This is a genomic window from Nesterenkonia aethiopica, assembly GCF_039534665.1.
Lineage (GTDB): Bacteria > Actinomycetota > Actinomycetes > Actinomycetales > Micrococcaceae > Nesterenkonia > Nesterenkonia aethiopica.
In genome coordinates, this window is record NZ_BAAAVT010000012.1 from 46,759 (window position 1) to 65,925 (window position 19,167).

Consider the following 19,167-nt stretch of genomic DNA (forward strand, 5'->3'; position numbering starts at 1 on the left):
AGCAGGGACTGCAGATGGCCGACTTGACCATCAACGCCGACGACGTCCGCAATGCTTTGAACGAGTTCGCAGCGTCCTACGACCCGGGGCGCACCGAGCGCGTCGAGGTCGGACGGGTGATCTCGGCGGCCGACGGCATCGCCCGCGTCGAGGGACTTCCCTCGACCATGGCGAACGAACTTCTCCGCTTCGAGGACGGGACGCTGGGTCTCGCCCAGAACCTGGACACCCGTGAGATCGGTGTCGTCATCCTCGGCGAGTTCTCCGGGATCGAGGAGGGTCAGGAGGTGCACCGCACCGGCGAGGTCCTCTCGGTGCCGGTGGGCGACAACTTCCTGGGTCGCGTCGTCGACCCGCTGGGCCAGCCGATCGACGACCTCGGCGCCATCGAGCCCGAGGGCCGCCGCGCCCTGGAGCTCCAGGCGCCGTCGGTGGTGCAGCGCAAGTCGGTGCATGAGCCGCTGCAGACCGGCATCAAGGGCATCGACGCCATGATCCCGATCGGCCGCGGCCAGCGCCAGCTGATCATCGGCGACCGCCAGACGGGCAAGACGGCCATCGCGATCGACGCGATCCTGAACCAGAAGGCCAACTGGGAGTCCGGCGACGTCGACAAGCAGGTGCGTTGCATCTACGTGGCCGTCGGACAGAAGGCCTCGACCATTGCGGCGGTGCGCCAGACCCTTGAAGAGCAGGGCGCTCTGGAGTACACCACCATCGTGGCCTCCCCGGCCTCGGACCCGGCGGGCTTCAAGTATCTGGCGCCCTTCGCCGGCTCGGCCATCGGCCAGCACTGGATGTACGGCGGCAAGCACGTGCTCATCGTCTTCGACGACCTCTCCAAGCAGGCCGAGGCCTACCGTGCTGTCTCGCTGCTGCTGCGCCGCCCGCCGGGACGCGAGGCCTTCCCGGGCGACGTGTTCTACCTGCACTCCCGCCTGCTGGAGCGCTGCGCCAAACTCTCCGACGAGATGGGCGCGGGCTCCATGACGGGCCTGCCGATCGTCGAGACCAAGGCGAACGACGTCTCCGCCTACATCCCGACCAACGTCATCTCCATCACCGACGGTCAGATCTTCCTGCAGTCGGACCTCTTCAACGCCAACCAGCGCCCCGCGGTCGACGTCGGCATCTCGGTGTCCCGCGTCGGTGGTGCCGCGCAGGTCAAGGCGATGAAGAAGGTGGCCGGCACGCTGAAGCTGGACCTGGCCCAGTACCGCGACATGCAGGCCTTCGCGATGTTCGCCTCGGACCTGGACCCGGCCACGCGTCAGCAGCTGGTCCGCGGTGAGCGTCAGATGGAGCTGCTCAAGCAGCCGCAGTACACCCCGTACCCGGTCGAGGAGCAGGTCGTCTCCATCTGGGCCGGTTCGAAGGGCCACCTGGACGACGTCGAGATCAACGACGTCGGGCGCTTCGAGCAGGACTGGATCGAGCACCTGCGCCGCAAGACCTCCGTGCTGACCAACATCGCGGCCTCCGGCAAGCTCGAGGACGACACCGTCGCCGCGCTGGAAGAGGCGATCGTCGACTTCAAGCGTTCTTTCCACGCGGAGGGGCCGCAGTCGATCGTCGGCAACGAGCAGGCCGAGGCGCTGTCCGCGGACGATATCGCTCAGGAAGAGATCGTCGCTCAGGACCGCTGAGTCGAGCTGACTCCGACCCCAGCCGCCGACGTCGCCGAGCCTCCGGGCCCGACAACGACCCACCGCTCAGCGACGTCGGCGCTGGAGCCGACCACTTCAGGGAAGGACAAGCATGGGAGCCCAGATCCGGGTCTACCGTCAGAAGATCGCATCGACGTCGTCGATGAAGAAGATCTTCAAGGCGATGGAGCTGATCGCGACCTCGCGGATCGGCAAGGCCCGCCAGCGTGTGCAGGCCTCGCTGCCGTATTCGGAGGCCATCACCCGAGCAGTCTCGGCCGTGGCCTCGCAGGACGACATCGAGCACGTGCTCACGCAGAAGTCGGAGAACCCGACCCGCGCGGCCGTGCTCATCATGACCTCTGACCGCGGCCTCGCCGGCGCCTACTCCACCAATGTGCTCAAGCGCGCGGAGTCGCTCGTCGCCTACCTCCGTGAGGAGGGCAAGGAGGTGCGTCCGTACCTCTACGGCCGCAAGGCTCAGGCGTACTACGACTTCCGTGAGCGGGAGTACGACCAGGTCTGGACCGGCGGAACTGACTCTCCGTCCGTGGAGACGGCCCGGGAGATCGGCGACGCGCTGATCGAACGGTTCGTCCAGGACTCCGCCGACGGCGGGGTCGACGAGCTGTACCTGGTCTACACCGAGTTCAAGTCGATGATCAGCCAGGAGCCGGTGGTCCACCGCATGCTGCCGCTGGCCGTCGTGGAGAAGGAGGTCGAGTCCGAGGACGAGATGCTGCCGCTCTACGAGTTCGAGCCGAACCCGGCCGAGGTGCTGGACGCCCTGCTGCCGCGTTACGTCGAATCGCGCATCTACTCGGCCATGCTCGAGGCCGCGGCCTCCGAGCTGGCGGCGCGTCAGCGGGCGATGAAGTCCGCTGCGGACAACGCCGACGAGCTGATCCGCAAGTACACGCTGCTGCGCAATAATGCCCGCCAGGCCGAGATCACCCAGGAGCTCACCGAGCTCATCGCCGGTGCCGACGCTCTGTCCGCGAGCTGACCGCCACGGGACGGCCGCGACGGCCTCCTGAACAGACCGCTTTGACATCATCCAACATCAAGTGAAGTGAGAGAGATGACTGCCAGTACTGCAGAACAGTCCGCCGTGGCCGTTCCGTCGGGTGCGATCGGTCGTATCGCCCGGGTCATCGGCCCGGTCGTCGACATCGAGTTCCCGGCGGACGGCATGCCGGAGATCTACAACGCGCTGACCACCGAGGTGACCCTCGGCGGCGAGACGAAGAAGATCACCTTCGAGACCGCCCAGCACCTCGGGGACAACCTCGTGCGCGCCATCTCCATGCAGGGTGCTGACGGCCTGGTCCGCGGCCTCCCGGTGCAGGACACCGGCGCCGCGATCTCCGTGCCGGTCGGCGATTCCGTCAAGGGCCACATCTTCAACGTCCTGGGGGAGACCCTGGACATGCCGACCTCGGAGCTCGAGGTGGAGGACCGCTGGCCGATCCACCGCCAGGCCCCGAACTTCGCGGCGCTGGAAGGCTCCACCGAGATGCTGGAGACCGGCATCAAGGTGATCGACCTGCTGACCCCCTACATCCAGGGCGGCAAGATCGGCCTCTTCGGCGGTGCCGGCGTGGGCAAGACGGTGCTCATCCAGGAGATGATCACCCGTGTGGCCCGCAACTTCGGCGGCACCTCCGTGTTCGCCGGCGTCGGCGAGCGCACCCGTGAGGGCAACGACCTCTGGGTGGAGATGGAAGAGGCCGGAGTGCTCAAGGACACCGCCCTGGTGTTCGGCCAGATGGACGAGCCGCCGGGCACGCGTCTGCGCGTGGCCCTGTCGGCGCTGACGATGGCGGAGTACTTCCGTGACGTGAAGAACCAGGACGTGCTGCTCTTCATCGACAACATCTTCCGCTTCTCCCAGGCCGGCATGGAGGTCTCCACCCTGCTGGGCCGCATGCCCTCCGCCGTGGGCTACCAGCCGAACCTGGCCGACGAGATGGGTGTGCTCCAGGAGCGCATCACCTCGACCCGCGGCCACTCCATCACCTCGATGCAGGCCGTCTACGTCCCCGCCGACGACTACACCGACCCGGCGCCGGCGAACGTGTTCGCCCACCTGGACGCGACCACCGAGCTCTCGCGTGCGATCGCCTCGCGTGGTCTGTACCCGGCGGTGGACCCGCTGACGTCGACCTCCCGCATCCTGGACCCGCAGTACATCGGCCGGGAGCACTATGACACCGCGACGCGTGTGAAGCAGATCCTGCAGAAGAACAAGGAGCTGCAGGACATCATCGCGATCCTCGGTGTCGACGAGCTCTCCGAAGAGGACAAGATCGTCGTCTCGCGTGCCCGCCGCATCGAGCAGTTCCTGTCCCAGAACACCTACACCGCGGTGCAGTTCACCGGTGTGGAGGGGTCGACGGTGCCGATCAAGGACACCATCGAGGGCTTCAACGCGATCTGCAACGGCGACCTCGACCACATCCCGGAGCAGGCGTTCTACAACGTCGGCGGCCTGGACGACGTCGAGCAGAAGTACGCCGAGATCCAGAAGAACTCCTGAGTCTGTCGACTCAGGCAGGGAAGGAACAGATCATGGCTGAACTCGACGTCCAGGTGGTCTCTCAGGACCACGCGGTGTGGTCCGGGCCCGCGAAGGCGGTCCGGGGCCGCACCATCGAGGGCGACATGGGCATCCTGCCCGGTCACACCCCGGTGCTCGCACTGCTGGCCTCCGGTGAGCTGCTCATCGAGCCCGTGGACGGGTCTCCGGTCCGGGCGAACGTCAGCGGCGGCTTCTTCTCGGTCGACTCCGACCGGGTGACGATCGTCGCCGACGACGCCCAGCTGGTCACCGACTGACCGGCACTCTCACTTCACACAGCTGAGGCCGCCGTCGAGGTCCCCGTCAGGGGACTCGGCGGCGGCCTTCGGCGTGTCTGGAGAAGCGCGGGGGCACGGGGTCCTGTCCGGGGGCCGGCGTGGTCAGAAGAGGCGGGACTCCGCGTCGTCGAGGCCGCGCATCTCGTCGTAGTCCAGCACCACGCAGCGGATACCACGGTCCTCTGCCAGGGTGCGGGCCTGGGGCTTGATCTGCTGCGCGGCGAAGACGCCTTCGACCGGTGCGAGCAGCGGGTCCCGATTCAGCAGGTCCAGATAGCGGGTGAGCTGCTCCACGCCGTCGATGTCGCCGCGGCGCTTCAGCTCCACGGCGACCGTGCCGTCAGGTCCCTTGGCCAGGATGTCCACCGGGCCGATCGGTGTGGGGTACTCCCGCCGGATGAGGCGGTGTCCTTCTCCGAGCCGATCGATCTGTTCGGAGAGCAGGCGCTGCAGATCGGACTCGACGCCGTCCTTCACCAGGCCGGGGTCCGTACCGAGGTCATGACTGGAGTCGTGGTGGATCTCGGAGAGGGAGATGCGCAAGGTGTCGTCGCTCTTGTCCGCCTTCACGGTCCATATCTCGGTGATGCCGGCCTCGGCCTCCTCGGCGTCGGGCGCGGAGACCCGCAGGGTGGCCGGCGGGGACATCCAGTTCAGCGGCTTGTAGGAGCCGCCGTCGGAGTGCACCAGCACCGCCCCGTCGGCCTTGACCATCAGCAGGCGCGTCGCCTGGGCCAGGTGGGCGTTGAGTCGTCCGGAGTACGTCACGGAGCAGGTCGCAATCACCAATCGCACGGTGGTCGATCCTACCGTCTCCCCGCCTGCGTCGCGCACTGCGCCATGCGGCGATCACGGATCCGTCGCCTCGCCGGGGCCGGAACGGCCAGGCCGCCCGTCCGATGAGGTCCCCGATGCTCGAGACCTGCTGAGCCTCTGGAAGAATGGGAGCTATGGGCAAGGGGTCTCGGGGTTCACGGCGCGGCGGCCGGCGGGGACCCTCCAAATGGCAGCAGGAGCCCCGCCCTCTGGACGAGAGCCTGCTCTCGCCGGGAGGCTTCGCCGCAGGCCGAGTCGCCAAGCGGGACGGCGAATATCACGTCCGCCGCATCACCGCGGCCGGAGCGACGAAGTCCTATGTCTGCCCCGGATGCCACCATCGCATCGAACCGGGAACTCCCCATGTGGTGGCCTGGCGGGCGGACTCGATCTTCGGCGACGAGCGTGCCGCCGCGGAGCGTCGCCACTGGCACAGCCACTGCTGGCGCATCGGCTGAGGTCGACGGTCGGACCCGGCGCGAGGGTTCAGCGACTGTCCTGGTGCGTGATGAGCACTTCCCGGATGAGAAGCATGAGGGCGGCCGCCGTCGGAATGGCCATGAGCGCTCCGAGGACGCCCAGCAGCGTGCCACCCGCGATGACAGAGATCACGGCCACCGCGGCGGGGATCCTCACGGCGCGAGCCATGATGCGCGGGGACACCAGATAGGCCTCGATCTGCAGATAGACGAAGTAGATGGCCGCGAACGTCACGGCCGTCTGCCAGTCGACGGTGAGCGCCATGAGCGTCACCAGAGAGCCGCCGGTGACCGGACCGACCAGCGGGATGAAGGCCAGCACCCCGACGACGACGGCGAACAGCGCCCCGAAGGGCACGCCGGCGATGGTGATCGCGATGTAGGCGACCACCCCGTTGAGGAAGGCCACACAGGCCTGACCGATGACGTAGTAGCCGACCCCGTTGAGGATGCGATCGCCCAGATGCTGGATCCTGGGCCGTCGGGAGCGGGGGACCAGCCGGTAGCCCCAGGCCTTCATCGTGGGCAGGGAGGCGAGGAAGTAGAGCGCGAGCACCGCCACCACGAGCATCCCGAAGCCGGTGGTGAGCACGGCGGCCCCGACGCCGAAGAGGCCGCCCAGCGCGTTGGTGATGTTCGACGGATCGGCGACGAAGCGGGCAACCTCGTTGTCGATGATGTCTTGGACCTGGAAGTCCTCGTCGAGCCGCCGGAACCAGGGGGAACGGGAGATGTCGTAGACGATCTGCGGGATCGAGGTCACGAAGTTCGACATCTGCTGCGTGACGGCTGGGGCGAGCCAGGCGATGAAGGTGGACACGGTCGTGACGAAGGCCAGCATGGTGGCCAGCACCCCGGCGGGCCGGGGCAGGCCCAACCGCTCGAGCGCCCGGACGACGGGGTCGAGACCGAGGGCGATGAACAGCGCGGCACCGATCCAGATCAGCAGCTGCGTGTTGGTCTGGCCGATGTAGAAGATCAGCAGCGCCAGGCCGACGCCGACGGTGAACATGAAGCCCGTGTACACCGGTCGGGTGATCTGGGTGACCTGCTGCAGCGTACGGGACGGCGTCGGCTCCTGGAAGTGTGCCGTCTCGCGGGACGCGCCCTCCTGGTCCCCTGCGGCGGATGTGGGCCCGGGCCCGGCGACGTCGGCCGCGGCCTCGTCCGTCCTGGGCTCCTGCGGGTCCTGGGGCGGTCTCGTCTCCGGGCCGGATTCGGGCGGAAGCCCGTAGGCGTCATAGCGGAGGACCGGCTCGTCGGGGTCGACGATGATGGGCTGCAGGGCCCGGCGCAGACCGGAGAACCGTCGACGACGGGGCGCTGGCTCTGACGCGGACGGAGCTCCTCTCTCGGTGGGGCCCGGGTCCTGGGGACCCGGCACGCTGCGGCGCGGCTCGGACACTCCACGGCCTCGACCACGGGAGGCCAGCCGTCTCAGGCGGCGCTGCAGGAAGCTCACATGACCACCCTAGCGGCGACCTGATGATCTGCGCGTGAGGCTGGAGACGCTCCACGTGAGGGTGGCGGGGCCGGATCGGGGGTGAGTCAGGGTACGCCGGGTCGCCCGGGGCAGGCGGAGGACGATCCGGAATGCCGGTCGGTGCGTGACGCCTCGCGGCGTGACCGTATCGTTATCGTGGGCTAATCTAGAGAGTCGGGCCGTCTGTCGTCGGCCTGCCCGTCATCGTGCCCCCGCCTCAAAGGACACTCCGCCTGTGCGCTTCCTGTCTTCGCTCCTCGCCTTCCTGTTCGGACTGGCCGCTCTGGCGATCGGCATCGGCCAGCTGACCGTCTGGGCGCCTCAGGAGACCGTGACGGCGCACTCTCCTGAGCTCGAGGACGCCCCGCTGACCGTGATCACCGACGGGGTCGTCGACCTGGACGACGGCCGCGAGGAGTTCACCCTCGAGGCCGAGGGGGAGTACACGATCGCCCTGGCACGTCTGGACGACATCGAGGCGTGGGTGGACGACGCCGCCCATGTGCAGATCTCAGGCGTCGACGAGCCGTCTCCCGAGCAGGACGCGCAGGTCGTGGCGGAGCACGTCGCGGGTGAGTCCGAGGTGCCGGACCCCTCCGATTCGGACCTGTGGGTGGCCACCGAGACCGCTGAGGGGCCGCTGGTCTACCGCTGGGTGGCCCCGGATGACAGCGGCGACTGGGCACTGATGATCTTCCGTGACGGCGAGGAGCCCGCCCCGTCGGCCGTCGCCGTGGAGGTCGAGCAGCCCGTGGACAGCACGTGGGGGATCGCCCTGATCATCGTCGGCGGACTGCTGATCCTTCTGGCGCTGGTGCTGTTCTACCGGGCGTTGGCGGCTCGGCGGAAGGAGCGGGATGTGCTCGCCGCCGCCTATGACGGGGAAGTCGTGGCCGACGACGACGTGCCTGTCGCGGCGGGCACCGATTCCGCCGCCGAGACCGAGACGACGGCCTCTGCGGAGGCGCTCGATGACGAGGCGCCCGAGGGCATGGCGCTCGAGGACACCGCACCCGAGGACACTGCACCCGAGGGCTCAGCTCCCGAGGGCAACGCGTCCGAGGGCGAAGCCACTGAGGTCGATGAGCCCGAGGCCGATGAGCCCGGCGTTGAGGAACCCGGCGTTGATGAACCCGGGGCCGAGGAGCCCACCACCGTGGTGCCGGCCGTGGAGGCGCCCTCCACCGACGTCGCCGACGACGAGGCCGCAGACACCGCCGCAGACACCGCCCCAGAGACCGATCCCGCCCTGGCGGATGCCGAGGTCGATCCTTCGCCTCGGGAAGCGGACGAGGGTGCCGACGCTGAAGGTGCCACGTCTGCCGACGAGCCTTCGGAGACCGAGACCGACGAACCAGCCGACGCGCACCCTGAGGGCGACGAGGACGACGAGGAGGTCCAGGTGACCGAGCCCACCGCTGAGTCCCCGGAGCCCCGCCGGCGATCCTTCTGGTGGCGCAGCTCGTCGGTCGCCCTGCTGGCCGCCGTCGCCGTCCCGGCGGTGCCGGGGGTCGACATCGCCGCTGATCTGCAGGCCGCGCCGGAGGAGGAGCAGGCGGAGGACGAGGCCGCAGAGGATGCGGCCGCTGACGATGAGGACGCTGACGACTCTGACGGCGCTGACGACGGCGAGGCTGCCGAGGAGGACGCCGAGGAGGGCGCCGAGGAGGGCGGCACCTCCGGCACCGGAGAGGCCGGCGACCTGCCGGAGGCCGGGGAGTACTCCGTGCTGCTCGAGAGTCAGCTGCAGCGCATCGTCGACGACATCGCGGAGGTGGTCGAGGCCGGCGACGAGGAGCAGGACGTCGACGTCCTGCAGGAGCGCGTGGCGGGCAATGCCTTCGAAGTCCGTGAGCTGACCTACCGGAACCAGGAGATCGCTGACGGCTCAGCGCCGGAGCCCGTCGGCTCCGAGGTGCTGGCCGCCGCCGTGACCTCCTCCGGTGAGTTCCCGCGTCAGGCAGTCGTGATCACCCGGCACGAGGATTCGGAGATCCCGCAGGTGCTGGTCATCGAACAGGAGTCCGCGCGGGACAACTACCGCCTGACCCAGGCGGTGATGATGATGCCTGGCACGGAGTTCCCGGCGATCTCCGCTGAGGAGGGCGGTGTGGTGCCGGTGGACCCCGATGCGGAGGTGGCGCGGTTCGCCCCCGACTTCGCCATGGTGCGCACGGCGGTGTTCCTGAACAACCGGGACTACTACTTCGGCATGCACGTCGAGGACAACCCCTACATCGAAGACCTGCAGTCCTACCAGGAAGAGGTGCAGGAGTCCGCGGCAGACATCGACATCTCCTACACCCGGCCCCTGGCCGAGGAGGGCACCACGGCTCTCCGGCTCCCGGACGGCTCCGTGCTGGCCGTCGGGTCCTTCGACTCGACGATGCAGCTGCGCCCGCACGAGCCGGGGGACCAGATCATCTTCGAGGACGAGACGCTCGCCGAGCTCGCAGGCACGAGCTCCACCACCGCCGACGCCGACGTCGTCAGCCGGGAATCGATGATCCTCCACATCCCCGCCGAGGACGAGGACCCGGTCGTTCTGCTGGGCGTGCACGATATCGTGAATGACGTGCACATCCTCGACTGAGGCGGCCGTGGGCCCGCGCACGGCCGGGCTCCGGTCATGAGGAGCAGCAACCGATGAGCAGCACTGATGGAGGAGTGAGCGCTGTGACCCAGCCAGGACCCGAATCCCAGACCGAGGCGCACGCGTCGGTGAACACGCGCGGCGCCGTCGACCTCTCCCAGCTGGGCGGCGGCGGACCGCAGCCCGATCCCGGCCAGCCCGGCGGCGAGCACGCGGCCGGCGCCGACAGCTGGGTCGTGCCGATCCGGCCCGAGCAGCTGCAGCAGATCGTCCAGCTCTCCGCACAGGCCCCGGTCCTCGTCCTCATCCATGGTGCGGACGAGGCCTCGGCGACGATGCGCACGACGCTCGCCGACCATGTGGATGCCCAGCAGGGCCGCGTGCTGCTGGCCGAGGTGGACGCCTCGACCAGCCCTGAGCTCGCCCAGGCCCAGGGTGCAGACCAGATCCCGGTGGCCACCGCCTTCATCGGCGGACGCCCGGTGGGAGAGTTCGACTCCACCGTGCCGGCGGATCAGCTCGGCGAGGTCGTGACCCAGATGGTCCAGCTGGCCACCCAGAACGGCATGACACAGAAGCTGCCCCCGCAGAGCCGCCGTGCGGGAACTGCCGGCGAGGAGCCCGAGCTGCCGCCCCTGCATCAGGAGGCGCACGACGCCCTGGAGCGTGGGGACCTCGAGGCCGCTGTCGCCGCCTATGAGAAGGCGCTGCGGGAGAAGCCGGATGACTCCCAGGCTTCGCTGGGACTGGCCCAGGTGAAGCTCATGCGGCGCACCCAGGACCTGGACGTGCAGCAGACGCGCACTGGGGCCGCCGAGAACCCGGACGACGTCGACGCGCAGATCGCCGTGGCCGACGTGGACGTCCTGGGCGGCCATGTGGAGGACGCCTTCGCACGGCTCATCGGCTTCATCCGGGCGCACACCGGTGATGACCGAGAGAAGGCCCGAGCGCATCTGGTCGAGCTCTACTCGATCGTCGGAGACACCGATCCGCGGGTGAACAGGTCCCGCCAGCAGCTCGCCCGCGCTCTCTTCTGAGCCCGTCGCCGGCGGACACCGACCTCCTGGATCATCCCGAGGGTGGATGCTCGACATCCGATCGGGCCAGTAGCCTGTGGCCCATGGCAGACATCGCTGAGACACCGTTCCCCGCTCCGGCCGGCTCGCCCCGCCAGGACGCCGGCGTCGCGGCCCTGCGGCTGCGAGGCCTCACCAAGCGTTTCGGCGAGAAGCTCGCGGTGGCCGGCCTGGACCTGGAGGTCCCCCGCGGATCCTTCTACGGCTTCGTGGGTCCCAACGGCGCCGGCAAAACGACGTCGCTCTCCATGGCGACCGGGCTGCTGCGCCCGGACCAGGGCGCGGCGGAGGTCGGCGGCATCGACGTCTGGGAGCGACCTCTGGCGGCCAAGAGGCGCATGGGCGTGCTGGCCGACGGCGTCGTGCTGTTCAATCGGCTCACCGGTGAGCAGCTGGTGACCTATGCGGGGCTGCTGCGCGGCATGGATCGGGAGACCGTGGCTCAGCGCTCCGCTGACCTGCTGCGCGTGCTGGGCCTCGCCGACGCCGCGGACACGCTGGTCGCCGACTACTCGGCAGGCATGACCAAGAAGATCGCCCTGGCCTCCGCGATGATCCACGCCCCGGAGCTTCTGGTGCTCGACGAACCGTTCGAAGCGGTCGACCCGGTCTCCGCCCGCACCATTCGAGGGCTGCTCGACAGCTATGTGGCCTCCGGCGGCACCGTGATCCTCTCCAGCCACGTGATGGACCTGGTCGAGCGCATGTGCACGCATGTGGGCGTCATCGCCGAGGGACGGCTTCTGGCCTCCGGCACGGTCGAGCAGGTCCGCGACGGCCAGGACCTGGAGAGCCGCTTCGTGGAGCTCGTCGGGCTCGAAGGTGGCGAACAGGAGCTGTCATGGTTGCGACTCTGATCCGGCTCAAGCTCACGCTGTCCGCCAACAGCTTCAAGCGATCCGCCTGGCAGGTGGTCGGCACCCTCTTCGCCCTGCTCTACGGGGTGGGCATCACGGGACTGGTGGTCGCCGGGATGGTGGCCGGCGGGTCACCTCTGGTGGGCCTGGAGCCGGAGCTGCGCCAGACGTACTCGGTGCTGCTCGGTGCGGGCGTGATGCTCCTCTGGCTGCTGGTCCCGCTCTTCCTGACCGGCGGAGACACGGTGATGGATCCGAAGCAGCTGGTGACCTACGGGCTGCCGCGGCGCACCCTGGTGGTGGGTCTGCTGCTGTGCGGGCTGGTCTCGATCGGGTCGGTCCTGACGCTGCTGTGGCTGATCGGCTACATCCTCTACTGGCGGGCGGAGCCTGCCGCCCTGGTCGTCGCGTTGGTCAGCGCGCCCGTGCTGCTGCTGACGTTCTCCCTGGTCAGCCAGGCCGCGGTGACGGCGGCCAGCGCCTGGCTCGACGGGCGCCGGTTCCGGGACCTCATGGCGATCCTGGGCCTGGGGCTCGCCATGCTCATCTGGCCGGCGATCACCATGGTGCAGAACACCGCCGGAGGTCTCGCCGAGGCGATGCCGACGATCGCCGGTGTGGTGTCCTACACCCCGCTCGGCGCAGGGGCGGCGCTGCCCGGGGACGTCGCCGCCGGTCGCTGGGGAGCCCTCGCGCTGCACCTGTTGGTGCTCGCTGCGACGATCGCGGCGGCCCTGCTGGTGGTCCGGGCCGGTCTCGTCACGCTCACCGAACGACCGCCGGCACCGAAGACACGACGACGATCCGCTCAGCAGGGCAGGCTGGGTCTCTTCGCGATCTTCCCCGACCGCCCGTGGGGCGCAGTCGCGGCCCGGTCGCTGACGTACTGGCTCAAGGACCCGCGGTATGGGGGATCGCTGGTGGTGGTCCCCGGGCTGGTGATCCTGGCGATCTTCCTGCATCTGCAGACCGGCCAGACGGTCTTCCTCTACGGCCTTGGACCGTTCCTCGCCTTCACCCTCGGCTATGCGATCTCCGCGGACGTCTCCTATGACCACACGGCCTTCAGCCTGCATGTGACCGCCGGGATCCGCGGCATCGACGATCGCGCGGGTCGGGCTGTCGCCCTGCTGACCTTCGCCCTTCCGGCGACGCTGCTCGCCGCGATGGTCCCTTCCTGGATCGCCGGTGGGCCGATGCCGATGGTGCTGACGGCGACGGTCAGCGTCGGGATGCTGCTGACCGCTGTGGGCGTCTCCTCCCTGGTCTCGGCGCGCTTCACCTACCCGGTGCCCAAGCCGGGGGACAGCCCGTTCAAACAGCCGCAGGGCGCGCTGGGGCGGGTCATGGTGATCCAGCTCCTCTCCATGGCGGCCATCGGACTGCTCATGGTCCCGGAGCTGGTGGGCTGGATCGTCTGGACGTTCACCGGCATCGGCTGGGTGGGCGCGGTGACGGCGACGGTCGCCGTGCTCAAGGGAGCTGGCCTCCTGGGGGCGGGACTCCTCCTGGGCGCACGGGTCTTCGACCGCAGCCAGCCGGAGCTGTTCCAGCAGGTGCAGGCCCATGCCTGAGTCCTCACCCGCGCAGTCGGGCTCCCGGCCCCGTCTGCGGCTGTCCCGGCTCGAGAACCTGCGGGACCTCGGGGGGCTGCCCGTCCGTGGAGGGAGACTGCGTCCGGCGCGGCTGTGGCGCGCCGACGACGTCGCCCTCGCCTCGGCGGACCAGCTGGCAGAGCTGACCGCCACTGGTCTGCGGAGGATCATCGACCTGCGCTCGGACCAGGAGCTGCGGGCCACGGGCCCGGGTCTGGCGGCCGACTATGGCATGCGCAGGCATCATCTTCCGCTGACCCAGGAGGTGGCCGACCCCGAGGTGATGGCGGCGGTGTTCGAGCAGACGACGAGCCCTGAGGGCGCCGGCCGCTGGTACGCCTCGCTGGTGGACGGACGGGCCGCCGATCTGGTGCAGGCGGTGCGGCACGTCGCGGAGCATCCGGGAGGTGCCCTGGTCCACTGCGCGGCGGGCAAGGACCGCACCGGTGTGGTGGTGGCCGCCGTGCTGGCAGCTCTGGGGGCCCGGACCGAGGACATCGTCGCCGACTACACCGCCACCGATGCCAGAGTTCCCGCCGTGCTGACCCGGCTGAGGTCGGCAGGCCATGTCGCGGCCCCTGACGGGCGCATGCGGGACGTCGACCGGAACCACGCGATGCTGCGGGCCCCGGCGGCCACGATGCAGGCGATGCTGGAGCAGCTGGGCGGCCCGGAGGGACTGCGTGACCGACTGGAACGCGCCGGCCTCGACGTCGCCCTGCACCGGCGACTGCGCGCCCACCTTGTGGATCCGGGGTGAGCGACGCCGACGTCGCCTGCTCCCCTCTGTCAGGGTGGACCGGTAGAATGGCGGCCATGATGGTTCACCAGCACAGCCTCCGCCCGTCCCGTGAGGAGGACCTCGCCGCTGCCGCGGCCCGGGTCCCCTTCGGCATGCACACTGCGGACCCGTCCTCGGCTCCGTCGCCCGGCGGCGCGGCGACGATCGAGCGGGAGCACCAGGAGCAGCTGTCCGAGCCGGGCGACCACGAGCGCTTCTCCCACTACGTGAAGAAGGACCGGATCATGGAGTCCGCCCTGGAGGGCGGCGCCGTCGTGGCCCTCTGTGGGAAGGTGTGGGTTCCGTCCCGGGACCCTAAGAAGTTCCCGGTCTGCCCCGAGTGCCAGGAGATCTACGAAGGACTTCAGGGCGGCGGCGACGGCGACGGTGAGTCCGGCGGTCGTCGAGGCGGCGGCTTCTTCGGCTTCGGCCGGAATCGCTGAGCCTGCCCCATCAGCGCGGCTCCTGGTGCACTGATCCGATCTCGCCCCGGTGTGCGTGCCTGTCGGGGCATCGTCAGCGTGTGGCCTTCACCGGGCCGCCGGGTGCGCAGTGCGCCGGCGCCATGAGCAGATCCTTCGCGGCGCAGACCCGCGCCTGCGGCCGTCCTAGCCGCCTCTCGTCATCACCGGAACTCGACCATCAAGGGTGCAAGTACAGCCGTGACTGATTCCTCAGGCGTTCAGACCGAGTCGCTGTTCGACGTCGGCACCGACGTCGGGGCCTCGATGCCGCCGGTCTATCCGCACCGTGCCGCCCGCGGCACCGCGCCGAAGCTGCGACAATGGCAGCAGGAGGCCCTCGACCTCTACATCCAGAAGTCTCCGCAGGACTTCATGGCGGTCGCCACGCCCGGGGCCGGCAAGACGACCTTCGCTCTGCGTGTGGCGAAGCTGCTGGTGGACTCCGGGGAGATCAATCGCATCTGTGTGGTGGCGCCCACCGAGCACCTCAAGCATCAGTGGGCCGATGCTGCCTCCCGCATCGGCCTGGCCATCGACCCGAACTTCAAGAACTCCGACGGCCGTCACGGCCGGCAGTACATCGGAGTCGCGGTGACGTATGCCCAGGTGGCGAACAAGCCGGCCCTGCATCGGAACAAGACCGAAGCAGGACGCACCCTGGTGATCCTGGACGAGATCCACCATGCCGGGGACGCACTCTCCTGGGGCGACGGCATCCGCGAGGCCTTCATCCCCGCCAGGCGCCGGCTCGCCCTGACCGGCACACCGTTCCGCTCGGACACCTCACCCATCCCGTTCGTCGACTACGTGGAGGATGCCGATGGTGTGCGACGCTCGAAGGCGGACTACTCGTACGGCTACGGACCTGCGCTGAAGGACAAGGTCGTGCGGCCCGTGGTCTTCATGGCCTACTCGGGCAACATGCGCTGGCGCACCTCCGCCGGTGAGGAGATGGAGGCCCAGCTCGGGGCGGCCGCCACCAAGGACATCACCAATCACGCCTGGCGCACGGCGCTGAATCCCGAGGGTGAGTGGATCCCCGCTGTGCTCTCGGCCGCCCATCGGCGGCTGCTGAACGTGCGGGAGAAGGTGGAGGACGCTGGGGGGCTGGTCATCGCGACCGACCACGAGACGGCACGTGCCTATGCCGCCCAGTTGGACCAGCTCACCGGTCTGAAGACGACGATCGTCCTCTCGGATGACAAGGAGGCCTCGCAACGCATCGAGGACTTCTCCGCGGACGGCTCGCGGATGTGGATGGTCGCGGTCCGGATGGTCTCCGAAGGCGTGGACGTGCCTCGGCTGTGCGTGGGAGTCTATGCGACCTCGACGTCGACGCCGCTGTTCTTCGCCCAGGCGATCGGTCGCTTCGTGCGTCGCCGCCAGGCCAACGAGGTCGCCAGCGTCTTCCTGCCCTCCGTGCCGGTGCTCACCGAGCTGGCCAACGAGATGGAGGAGGAGCGGGACCACGCCCTGGAGGTGCCGCAGGCCCACGATGAGGAGGGCGAGATCCCGGAGCAGGACCTCCTGGACGAGGCGGAGAAGGAGGACCGCGCCTCCGAGGAGCTGACCAAGGGGAAGTTCGCCGCGCTCCACTCGAACGCCGCCTTCGACAAGGTCCTCTTCGACGGTGACGAGTTCGGCCTCGGAGGGGCCGTGGGCTCCGAGGAGGAGATGGACTTCCTGGGCATCCCCGGGCTTCTCGAGCCGGAGCAGGTCTCCACCCTGCTGAAGCAGCACCAGGCCCAGCAGCTCAAGCGCCGACCGGAGGCGGCCCGGGAGCGGCCGGCCGACGTGGTGGACCACCGGCAGCTCAAGAAGCTGCGCAGCCAGCTCAACTCCTCGGTCTCGGCCTACTCGGCCAAGACGGGCATGCACCAGGGCACGGTGCACAACAAGCTCCGGGAGGCCTGCGGCGGGCCTCAGGTGGGCCAGGCCACCCAGGCGCAGCTGGAGGCTCGGCTGAAGAAGCTGCAGAACTGGTTCGTCGGCCGGAGATGAGCAGACTGCGGCACCGTGCATCCCGCCGGTGCCGGCAGGGCCGGCCGTGCGGGGCTCACAGGTCGTCGAGGCTGAGGATCTCCACGTCCGCCTCGGCGAACTCCTCCCAGGCCTCTGCGGTCCTGTCCGGGTCCACCCCTGCGGTCAGCTCACGGATCACCCGGACCTGATACCCGTTCTCCACGGCGTCCAGGACCGTGGCGCGCACACAGTGGTCGGTGGCCAGCCCCACCACGGTGACGGTGTCGATCTCCTGCTCCGTCAGCCAGGCGTGCAGGTCCGGCGCGTCCTCGGCCACGGCGTCGCCCGGGGTGACCTTGACGCCCTTCTCGCCCTCCAGGGTGCCGACCCGCTCCGGGTCTCCCAACATCCCTTCGAAGCCCGAGTAGCCGTCGGAGTACAGCCCCTTGAGGAAGCGGGCCCCGACGTGCTCGGTGTCCAGGTCGTCGTGCAGCTCGGCTCCGCGCTCGCCCGCCACACAGTGGACCGGCCAGCTGGTCCGGAAGTCCGGGTCGGCGGAGAAGTGGCCGCCCGGGTCGATGTGCCAGTCCTGAGTGGTGGCCACGGCGTCATAGTCCGCGTGGGCGACTTCCAGGTGCTCGCTGATCTCGCCGGCCACCTGGGCGCCGCCCTGCACGGCGAGCGCGCCGCCTTCACAGAAATCTTGCTGGACGTCGACGATGATCAGAGCGTCGGCCATGGAACTCCTCCTTCGACGGTGGGCGTGGGATCGTCCACGTGGTGACCACGCTACTGCACCGCCGAGGGAGGGGTCACGTGCGCGATGCGAGGGCTCCTGGCGTGCCGTCGAGCGCGGCGCCCTGCTGCTGGGCGGTCTGCTGGGCGAGGTCGAAGTCTTCGGTCACCAGCGCCATGTTGGCCCCGGCGCCGGCCATGGTGCCCCCGCTCATCGACACCACCACATTGGCTGCCGGGCTGGCCACGTTCCCGGCGGCCCAGATGCGTGGGTGGCTGGTGCGGCCGGTGGCGTCGACGGCGAGGACGTCACCCATGGGGCTCGGGGTTCGGTCCAGCTCGAAGCCGGCGAGGAAGCCGTCATGGGGGCGCGGCGCCCCGAGGGTGAACAGCGCGTCCACCGGCACGTGGCGCCCGTCGGCCAGGATCACCCCGGAGAGCGCATCACCTGCCCCCTCGACCTCCGTGACCTCGACAGGCTCGATCCTCACGCCCCGTGAGCTCAGGCGGGCGGCGGTCTCCTCGGAGAGCTCTCCGGCGCCGGCGCTGAAAAAGGTGATCCGGTCGGTCCACTGGCGCAGCAGCTCGGCGTGGTGGAGGGCGAACGGGCTCGTGGCCAGCACGCCGATGCGCTGTCCCCGGACCTCCCAGCCGTGGCAGTAGGGGCAGTGGAGCACGGAACGGCCCCAGCGCTCGGCCAGGCCGGGAATCTCCGGGAGCTGGTCGGCCAGGCCTGCGGCGGCGATGACGACGCGGCCGAAGACGGTCCGGCCGTCCTCCAGGGCGGCGACCATGGACGCGGGGCCGGCACCGGTGGCCTCGGCCAGCCGGGTGACGCGCCCGGAGATGATGTCGGCCCCGTAGCTCAGCGCCTCCTGGCGGCCGCGACGCAGCAGCTCGGCGGGATCGATCCCTTCGTGGCCGAGCACCGTGTGCATATGGGAGGCGAAGCGATTGCGCGGGGCTCCGGCGTCGATGATCAGCACCCGCCGCAGGGAGCGTCCCAGGGAGACGGCGGCGCTGAGCCCGGCGGGGCCGCCGCCGATGACGAGGGCGTCATACTGCTCTCCCTCGGCGGTGGAGGGGGAGTGGTCGGTGGACGGAGTGATGTGAGGAGTGTCTGTGGTCATGGCTCCATGGTCCTCCTGCGACACGTTCTCAGAAAGACATCTTGCAGAAACGGCAAAAACGGGGCAGGATCGAGGGGACAGGACGTGTCGTCGGAGAGGATGGCCGCAGATGAAGGAACTCGCCCAGGTCGGCATCAGGCTGCGGGCCGCCCGGACGGGACGCGGCTGGACCCTGGACCGACTGGCCCGTGCCTCGGGGATCTCCGCCTCGACGATCTCGCGGCTGGAGTCCGGAAAGCGGCAGGCCAGCCTCGAGCTGCTGCTGCCTCTGACGCGTGAGCTCGGGATCGCCGTCGACGACCTGCTGGTCCTCCAGACGCCGGACCCACGGGTATGTCGCCCCGGCTGGCGCACCGAGGACATGGTCGTCCAGCCGCTGTCCGAGGAGCGGTCCCCGGTCAACGCGTTCCGGATCACCTACGCGGAACGTCCCCGGCAGGAGCAGCTGCACACCCATCCGGGCTATGAGTGGTTCTATGTGGCCTCCGGCCGACTGCGGCTGCAGCTCGGCGACGAGGAGCTGATCCTCGGCCGCGGAGAGGCCGCCGAGTTCGACACGCTCATCCCGCACAACCTCAGCGCGGCCGGCCCGGGAGAGGCCGAGATCATCAGCCTCTTCAGCGAAGAGGGTGTGGCACCGCACACGGCCGCCGAGGGGGCCGACCAGTGACGGCTCCGGGCCGGTCAG

General features: G+C 69.5%; 17 protein-coding genes. 13 read left to right on the top strand and 4 right to left on the bottom strand.

The genetic code is table 11. From position 1 onward, the window contains the following. The first annotated feature begins 14 nt into the window (after nucleotides 1-14). The 4 genes from atpA to ABD658_RS10170 all read left to right on the top strand — a co-directional run bounded on the left by atpA (nucleotide 15) and on the right by ABD658_RS10170 (nucleotide 4,484). A complete protein-coding gene (atpA, locus tag ABD658_RS10155) occupies nucleotides 15-1,646 on the top strand; it encodes a F0F1 ATP synthase subunit alpha (protein WP_070162112.1) in 1,632 nt (543 codons plus the stop codon). Between the two features lie 112 nt (nucleotides 1,647-1,758). Beyond that, the gene (locus tag ABD658_RS10160; protein ID WP_311024858.1) at nucleotides 1,759-2,652 is read left to right on the top strand and encodes a F0F1 ATP synthase subunit gamma; all 894 of its coding nucleotides are present in this window, start codon (nucleotides 1,759-1,761) and stop codon (nucleotides 2,650-2,652) included. Nucleotides 2,653-2,727: 75 nt separating this feature from the next. Further along, nucleotides 2,728-4,185: a F0F1 ATP synthase subunit beta gene (gene atpD, locus ABD658_RS10165; protein ID WP_070162110.1), complete on the top strand. Its 1,458-nt coding sequence runs from the start codon at nucleotides 2,728-2,730 to the stop codon at nucleotides 4,183-4,185. A 32-nt stretch (nucleotides 4,186-4,217) separates the two neighbouring features. Beyond that, nucleotides 4,218-4,484 (top strand): F0F1 ATP synthase subunit epsilon, encoded by a 267-nt coding sequence (locus ABD658_RS10170; protein WP_070162108.1) that lies wholly within the window; start codon nucleotides 4,218-4,220, stop codon nucleotides 4,482-4,484. Nucleotides 4,485-4,607: 123 nt separating this feature from the next. Here ABD658_RS10170 and nucS read toward each other — a convergent pair whose 3' ends face one another. Beyond that, nucleotides 4,608-5,300 (bottom strand): endonuclease NucS, encoded by a 693-nt coding sequence (nucS, locus tag ABD658_RS10175; protein ID WP_070162158.1) that lies wholly within the window; start codon nucleotides 5,298-5,300, stop codon nucleotides 4,608-4,610. A gap of 155 nt (nucleotides 5,301-5,455) precedes the next feature. Here nucS and ABD658_RS10180 point away from each other — a divergent pair, with 155 nt between their 5' ends. Next, nucleotides 5,456-5,779 carry a hypothetical protein gene (locus ABD658_RS10180; protein WP_070162106.1) on the top strand — a complete coding sequence of 108 codons (324 nt, stop codon included), beginning with the start codon at nucleotides 5,456-5,458 and terminating at the stop codon, nucleotides 5,777-5,779. A 28-nt stretch (nucleotides 5,780-5,807) separates the two neighbouring features. Here ABD658_RS10180 and ABD658_RS10185 read toward each other — a convergent pair whose 3' ends face one another. After that, nucleotides 5,808-7,262, bottom strand: coding sequence for an AI-2E family transporter (locus ABD658_RS10185; protein ID WP_344681843.1), 1,455 nt, complete (start codon nucleotides 7,260-7,262; stop codon nucleotides 5,808-5,810). Nucleotides 7,263-7,518: 256 nt separating this feature from the next. On the opposite strand from ABD658_RS10185, the gene ABD658_RS10190 reads away from it, so the two are divergent. The 7 genes from ABD658_RS10190 (at nucleotide 7,519) to ABD658_RS10220 (ending at nucleotide 16,653) form a co-directional block, all read left to right on the top strand. After that, on the top strand, nucleotides 7,519-9,876 hold the full coding sequence (locus ABD658_RS10190; RefSeq protein WP_344681841.1) for an ICP22 family protein: 2,358 nt from the start codon (nucleotides 7,519-7,521) through the stop codon (nucleotides 9,874-9,876). 53 nt (nucleotides 9,877-9,929) lie between these two features. Beyond that, nucleotides 9,930-10,916 carry a tetratricopeptide repeat protein gene (locus tag ABD658_RS10195; protein ID WP_311024855.1) on the top strand — a complete coding sequence of 329 codons (987 nt, stop codon included), beginning with the start codon at nucleotides 9,930-9,932 and terminating at the stop codon, nucleotides 10,914-10,916. 83 nt (nucleotides 10,917-10,999) lie between these two features. Continuing rightward, nucleotides 11,000-11,812 carry an ABC transporter ATP-binding protein gene (locus ABD658_RS10200; protein ID WP_344681836.1) on the top strand — a complete coding sequence of 271 codons (813 nt, stop codon included), beginning with the start codon at nucleotides 11,000-11,002 and terminating at the stop codon, nucleotides 11,810-11,812. After that, nucleotides 11,797-13,386: a hypothetical protein gene (locus ABD658_RS10205; protein WP_344681834.1), complete on the top strand. Its 1,590-nt coding sequence runs from the start codon at nucleotides 11,797-11,799 to the stop codon at nucleotides 13,384-13,386. The genes ABD658_RS10200 and ABD658_RS10205 overlap by 16 nt, the downstream gene beginning before the upstream one ends. After that, a complete protein-coding gene (locus tag ABD658_RS10210; protein WP_344681832.1) occupies nucleotides 13,379-14,167 on the top strand; it encodes a tyrosine-protein phosphatase in 789 nt (262 codons plus the stop codon). The genes ABD658_RS10205 and ABD658_RS10210 overlap by 8 nt, the downstream gene beginning before the upstream one ends. 56 nt (nucleotides 14,168-14,223) lie before the next feature. Continuing rightward, complete coding sequence (locus ABD658_RS10215; protein ID WP_396954347.1) at nucleotides 14,224-14,631, top strand: DUF3039 domain-containing protein; 408 nt, start codon at nucleotides 14,224-14,226, stop codon at nucleotides 14,629-14,631. A 285-nt stretch (nucleotides 14,632-14,916) separates the two neighbouring features. Further along, entirely contained in the window at nucleotides 14,917-16,653 is a 1,737-nt protein-coding gene (locus ABD658_RS10220) for a DEAD/DEAH box helicase (RefSeq protein ID WP_344681918.1), read from the top strand. A gap of 55 nt (nucleotides 16,654-16,708) precedes the next feature. Here the strand turns inward: ABD658_RS10220 and ABD658_RS10225 are convergent, their stop codons facing one another. Both ABD658_RS10225 and ABD658_RS10230 read right to left on the bottom strand, forming a co-directional pair. Then, nucleotides 16,709-17,353, bottom strand: a complete 645-nt coding sequence (locus tag ABD658_RS10225; RefSeq protein ID WP_070162094.1) for an isochorismatase family protein — start codon at nucleotides 17,351-17,353, stop codon at nucleotides 16,709-16,711. 73 nt (nucleotides 17,354-17,426) lie between these two features. Continuing rightward, the gene (locus ABD658_RS10230) at nucleotides 17,427-18,479 is read right to left on the bottom strand and encodes an NAD(P)/FAD-dependent oxidoreductase (RefSeq protein WP_344681828.1); all 1,053 of its coding nucleotides are present in this window, start codon (nucleotides 18,477-18,479) and stop codon (nucleotides 17,427-17,429) included. A 109-nt stretch (nucleotides 18,480-18,588) separates the two neighbouring features. Here ABD658_RS10230 and ABD658_RS10235 point away from each other — a divergent pair, with 109 nt between their 5' ends. Then, nucleotides 18,589-19,149, top strand: a complete 561-nt coding sequence (locus ABD658_RS10235; RefSeq protein WP_344681826.1) for a helix-turn-helix domain-containing protein — start codon at nucleotides 18,589-18,591, stop codon at nucleotides 19,147-19,149. Nucleotides 19,150-19,167 lie beyond the last annotated feature (18 nt).